The sequence below is a fragment of the Bacteroides sp. CAG:633 genome (genome assembly GCF_000435115.1).
GTDB lineage: Bacteria > Bacteroidota > Bacteroidia > Bacteroidales > Bacteroidaceae > Bacteroides > Bacteroides ndongoniae.
Genome location: NZ_FR883070.1, coordinates 1 through 5,586 on the forward strand (window position 1 = coordinate 1; position 5,586 = coordinate 5,586).

Genomic DNA, 5,586 nt, shown 5'->3' on the forward strand with positions numbered 1-5,586 from the left:
ACTTGCACGGCTCGCGAGCCACACTTGTGTTGTTCGCGAGCGACACTTGCGCCGCTCAAACGTCCCTCACGCATCCCCCTGAAAAGCTAACTTCATGTAGGTAGACGGCAGCTTCAGAAAGCCTATTTCTGGGTATTTCACAGCTTCGGCCAAAGCCTTTACTTTGCAACGGACAATCAAAAACTGTTAGTTGCAATGAAAAGAATCGGAATTTTTTATGGTTCCAGTACCGGAACCTGTGAAGAGCTGGCCGGCATGATTGCCGACCGGCTGGGTGTGGACAAGGGCGATGTGCATAGCGCCGACCGGCTTTCGGCCGATCTCGTGGCCCGATACGACGTACTGCTGCTGGGCACTTCGACCTGGGGCGACGGCGAACTGCAAGACGACTGGTACGACGGCATCCGGGTGCTGAATTCGTCCGACCTGACGGGCAAGGATGTGGCCCTGTTCGGCTGTGGCGATTCGGAATCGTATGCCGACACGTTCTGCGATGCGATGGGCCTCTTGTACGAAGGTCTGAAAGGCAGTGGATGCCACTTCATCGGGGGTGGTGTCAGTGCCGACGGTTACATGTTTTCCTCGTCCGTTGCAGTGGTCGACGGTAACTTTGTTGGACTGGCCCTCGACGAGGTGAACGAGAGCGACCGCACCCCACAGCGCATCGACGACTGGATTGCCACCTTGAGGCCTCTTCTGGATTAATTGTTCTCTTTACCCTGTAGTACTTATATGACTCTCTCTCCCGACATGCACCCCGGTGATCTGAAGGTTTTCCTCAACCACGTTTACGAGTTCAAGAAAGGCGTGCGCCAGATGGTGCTCTATACCGTCAACCGGCGGTACGAGGCCTTTGCTGTGGCGCGCTTGCAAAGTCAGCACATTGCCTATCTGGTACGCCCGGTTGACGAATCGAAGATTAATCTGTTCTTCGGCAAACCCGAATGCATCCATGCCATTGCCTGCATGGTCGACAAACCGCTGAACCGGCTGACGCCCGAGGAAGACTTCATCCTGGGTGCCATGTTGGAATACGACCTTTGTGCGCAGTGCAAGCGCTACTGCGCCCGCAAATCCCGCCTCTGAGTCTCCTGGATGCACTATAACGCATGTTACATCTGTTGCAACAAATGTTTCATGCAACATTTTTGTCAGCATCCGAAACATCTGTTTCATACCCGGAAGTATGCAATGCCTACATTTGCCCAGCGTTTGAAAACAAGAAATACTTTCGTTTAACAACTAAATTCAGATACCATGAAAAAAGGTATGAAACAAATTTTCCGACAGGCCGGTACAGCCGCAGTGCTTCTGGCTCTGACATGTGGAAGCGCGCTGGCGCAGGAACAGAATGCTTCCTCCAAGAACGATGATTCTTCGAACAGTAAAGAAGAAGGTAACCGTAACGTCATGCTGAACGCCGCCAGTGCCAACGGCCCGCGCGAAATCCAGATCGGACTCCCCTCGGCCGACGTCAACGTGCTGGAAAACGGCATCCCCGTCACTTATGCCACCAACCCGCACTCCGTTAACTCTCTGTGGCGCGCCGACGCCAGCCTGAGCCACGTGGGACTGCTGAAAATCTCGGAAACGGCCATCACGACCGGCAACATCGGTTACGCCGTCAACTCCTTCACCCAACTCGGACAAAAAGGATTCAACGGAACACTCAACTATAAGAGCAACCACTTCGGTATGCAGGAGTTCTCGCTCAACCTGAACGGCGACATCGCCAAGGATTGGTACTACAGCGGAAGCATCTATCAGGACTTCGACCCGGGAACGTTCAAAATCAAATCGACTCCCTTCCAGGACCGCACACAGATCTATAAGTTCGCCCTCACCAAGAAGTACAACGAAGGCCGCGGCGAACTGACCGCCATCTATCACTACAGCAACAGCCATCCCGTCTACATGTACGCCACTCAGTCGGCTCCCTTCGTCTACGTGGGCGACGGTAGTGTGAAGGAGTTCGGCCAGTTTGCCCTCGGAACTACCTCTTACCTGCCGATGGACAACGAAATGGTATACCGCGACATGCGTACCGGAGAAGTCTGCAAGACCAACCTCTACGACGCCGTGCAGAACAAAGGCAGCGAATTTACCCTGATGAACAACTACACTTGGGACAACGGCCTGAACTGGAAGACCATTATGAAGTACGACCACTCCACCGGTTCGTGCGTCTATCAGACCCCGATGTCGCTCGACCAGAACGAAGCAGGCATCAACTACCTGTACGAAGCAGCCGACGGCAGCATGAAACCCTATACTGGCGACTACGTACAAAGCCGTATGTCGTGTCTGAACCGCGGGTTCATCGACTCCTTCATGTTCACCACCGAGTTGTCGCGTAAAGTGGGCAACAGTACGTGGCGCTTAGGACTGAACGAGTGGTACTACGACATCGACTACGCATCGGCCACTACCATGTACGACCAGTCTGTACCTACCGACGGCAGCTACCCCGTGCGCCTCTACAATGCCGACTATGCTACTTACGCCGACCGCACCTATGCCGGAAACGGTTACTATTACGACTTCAACAAGAATGCATCCGAATATTACAAGGGACACGAAAACAAGATAGCCCTTTACTTCACCCACGACTGGGACGTAACCGACCAGCTGAACCTGTACTACGGTGCCCGTCTGGAATATCAGGCTCTGCGTGGCGACAATGCAGCCGTGAAGAATGCCGAGGGTAACTACGTAGGCCGTTTCGCCGACTATTACCTGGGTGCTACTGCTGCCGACGGCACCAAGATAGCCCCCACGCCCATGAGCTACGACTGGCTGAACTACGCCCTGACTGCCGCCGCTACTTATAAGCTGACCGGACAGTTCGGACTGACAGGTGACTTCACTTACATCACCCAGCACCCGAAGATCGAGAACTTTGCTCCCGCCACACTGCCCAATACCGATAAGATTTCCGTTCCCCTGGGACGTGCCGGTATCTACTACAACAACGAGTGGTTGAGTTTGACTTCATTGTTCTCCTACATCTCGAAGACCAACAACAACTCTACGCTGAACCTGCAACACAAGACAGCCGCCGGTCAGACCGAAATCATGGCCGCTCCGCTGACTTACGACATCAAAACGCTGGGTTGGACTACCGACGTGGTAACCCATCCGTTCAAGGGATTTGATTTCCACTTCCTCTTCACCTACCAGAAGCCGACCTATAAGAAGTACGAGACTTCCGTCACCTTCTCCGACGGCTATGTAGGTCAGATCAACGCTACCGGCAACATCGTAGCCGAGATTCCACAGGTCATCGTCGAAATCGACCCCAGCTACATGATCACCAAAGACCTGAAGATCTGGACCAGCTTCCGTTACTTCAGCAAGACATACGCCAACATTAACGACGCCTACTACTTCAACGGCCGCTGGGAAACCTTCGGCGGACTGAACTGGCAGGTAAACGATAAACTTGCCCTGGGCTGTACCGTAGTCAACTTCCTGAACCAGACAGGTGCTAAAGGCAGCATTGCCGGTGCCGAACTTATCGAAAAGGAAGATGCCGGACAGTATGCCGGACACGTGATGGCAGGTAGCTACATCCGTCCGTTCACCGTAGAATTCAGCGCCAGCCTGAAGTTCTGAAACCCTAAAAGGAATCGGGAAGCCGGAAAGTGAAGGAGACACACAGACCGTCTTTTAAATGAATCATTCCTCCTGCGACGGGAGACGAAGCAATAGGTTAGGCTTCCTGATTCCTGATGTTCCCTTCGGGGAACAACCGATAGAAACACCTCTACAATTCTTTCATCTGGTGGCTCCTTCACTTTAATTTATAAAAGGCAGATAGATTGTTTTCGGATAACATTTTAATTCGTATCTTTAAACATATAAAACAGATATTGCAACCATGAAACTTAATTTCAATCATCTGACAATGGCTTTGGCAACGGTTGCCGCACTCAGCGCCTGCCAGCCGCAGAACAACGGTATCCGCCTCGAACATCAGGGCGATACACTCACCATCGTTCACATTAGCAATCCCAAGAAATACCTCATCCTCCCCATTCAGGAATCGTGTGCCGAGGGTAAGGTGAAACTCGATACCGGCAGTCCGGCCGACATGGCGATGGACGTGCGTCTGGCTGTAGACAGCGTGGAGTATTACGTGCCTTTCGCCCTGCCGCAGGGAGCCAAAGAAGCCACTGTAACCATTGGTCGCGTGGCAGCTAACGCCATCTGCTGGGACAGCATCCGCCTGGCCGATACTTTCGATACTACCAATACCGATTATTACCGTCCCGTTTATCACCACACGCCGCTCTATGGCTGGATGAACGACGCCAACGGTCTGGTCTACAAAGACGGCGAATATCACCTGTACTTCCAGTACAACCCCTACGGATCGAAGTGGGGCAACATGCACTGGGGACACTCCGTCAGCCGCGACCTCATTCATTGGGAACACCTCGACCCGGCCATCGCACGCGACACGCTGGGACACATCTTCTCGGGTAGCTCCGTTGTCGACAAGAACAACAGCGCCGGCTACGGCAAGGACGCCATGATTGCTTTCTACACCTCGGCCAGCGACGAGCACGGACAGATACAGTGCATGGCCTACAGCAACGACAACGGCCGCACCTACACCAAGTACGAAAAGAACCCCATCCTGACTCCGTTCGACGGACTGAAGGACTTCCGCGACCCGAAAGTCTTCTGGTACGAACCCGCACAGAAGTGGTACATGATTGTTTCTGCCGACAAGAACATGCGTTTCTACTCGTCCACCGACATGAAGAACTGGGAATACCTCAGCCAGTTTGGCGAAGGTTATGGCGTACAACCCAACCAGTTTGAATGTCCCGACTTTGTACAGCTGCCTGTCGATGGCAACAAGGACAACATGAAGTGGGTGATGATTGTCAACATCAACCCCGGTTGCCCCTTCGGCGGTAGTGCTACGGAATATTTCGTAGGCGAGTTCGATGGCAAGGAATTCAAGTGCGACAACGACAAGAGCGTCACCAAGTGGCTCGACTTCGGTAAGGACCACTACGCTACTGTCTGCTTCTCGAACACCGGCGACCGCACCATCGCAGTTCCCTGGATGAGTAACTGGCAGTATGCCAACGTAACCCCCATCCGTCAGTACCGCGGTGCTAACGCCCTGCCTCGCGAGCTTTCACTCTACACCAAGGACGGTGAAATCTACATGGCTGCCAATGCCGTGAAGGAGACCGAAGGCCTGCGCAAAGGCACTACACCCGTCAACGACTTCACCCTGGAAGGCGGACATCTGGTTGGCTCGCTGGCTACCGGTGCCGAAGGCGCTTGCGAACTGGAAATGGACATCACCCCGGGCAAGGCACAAACCACAGGCTTCCTACTGCTGAACGATAAAGGCGAAAAGGTGGACATCTACCTCGACATGAAGGCTGGCCGCCTCGTCATGGACCGTACCCTAAGCGGACTGACCGCTTTCGGCGAGAAATCTGAACCTCACGCCAAAGAGACCGACGATCACCGCAAGACCGAATCAGTGAGCTACATCAACGATTTCGCCCTGGGCACCTGGGCCCCGCTCTCGCTGTGCGAAGGTAAGACATATCACCT

4 protein-coding genes are annotated in these 5,586 nt (G+C 53.7%); all 4 read left to right on the top strand.

What is annotated here, in order from left to right; all coding sequences use genetic code 11:
* Positions 1–195 precede the first annotated feature (195 nt).
* Entirely contained in the window at positions 196–705 is a 510-nt protein-coding gene (gene fldA / locus QVP67_RS07960; protein ID WP_022163038.1) for a flavodoxin FldA, read from the top strand.
* A 27-nt stretch (positions 706–732) separates the two neighbouring features.
* Entirely contained in the window at positions 733–1,086 is a 354-nt protein-coding gene (locus QVP67_RS07965) for a DUF2023 family protein (RefSeq protein WP_022163039.1), read from the top strand.
* Positions 1,087–1,269: 183 nt separating this feature from the next.
* The gene (locus QVP67_RS07970; RefSeq protein ID WP_441293834.1) at positions 1,270–3,615 is read left to right on the top strand and encodes a TonB-dependent receptor; all 2,346 of its coding nucleotides are present in this window, start codon (positions 1,270–1,272) and stop codon (positions 3,613–3,615) included.
* 265 nt (positions 3,616–3,880) lie between these two features.
* On the top strand, positions 3,881–5,586 hold a 1,706-nt coding region (locus QVP67_RS07975), incomplete at its 3' end, for a DUF4980 domain-containing protein (RefSeq protein ID WP_288180027.1).

Bases quoted from the DNA above. Each gene is read 5' to 3' on its own strand.
- fldA (WP_022163038.1), top strand. From the start codon at position 196: ATGAAAAGAATCGGAATTTTTTATGGTTCCAGTACCGGAACCTGTGAA.
- QVP67_RS07970 (WP_441293834.1), top strand. From the start codon at position 1,270: ATGAAACAAATTTTCCGACAGGCCGGTACAGCCGCAGTGCTTCTGGCT.
- QVP67_RS07965 (WP_022163039.1), top strand. From the start codon at position 733: ATGACTCTCTCTCCCGACATGCACCCCGGTGATCTGAAGGTTTTCCTC.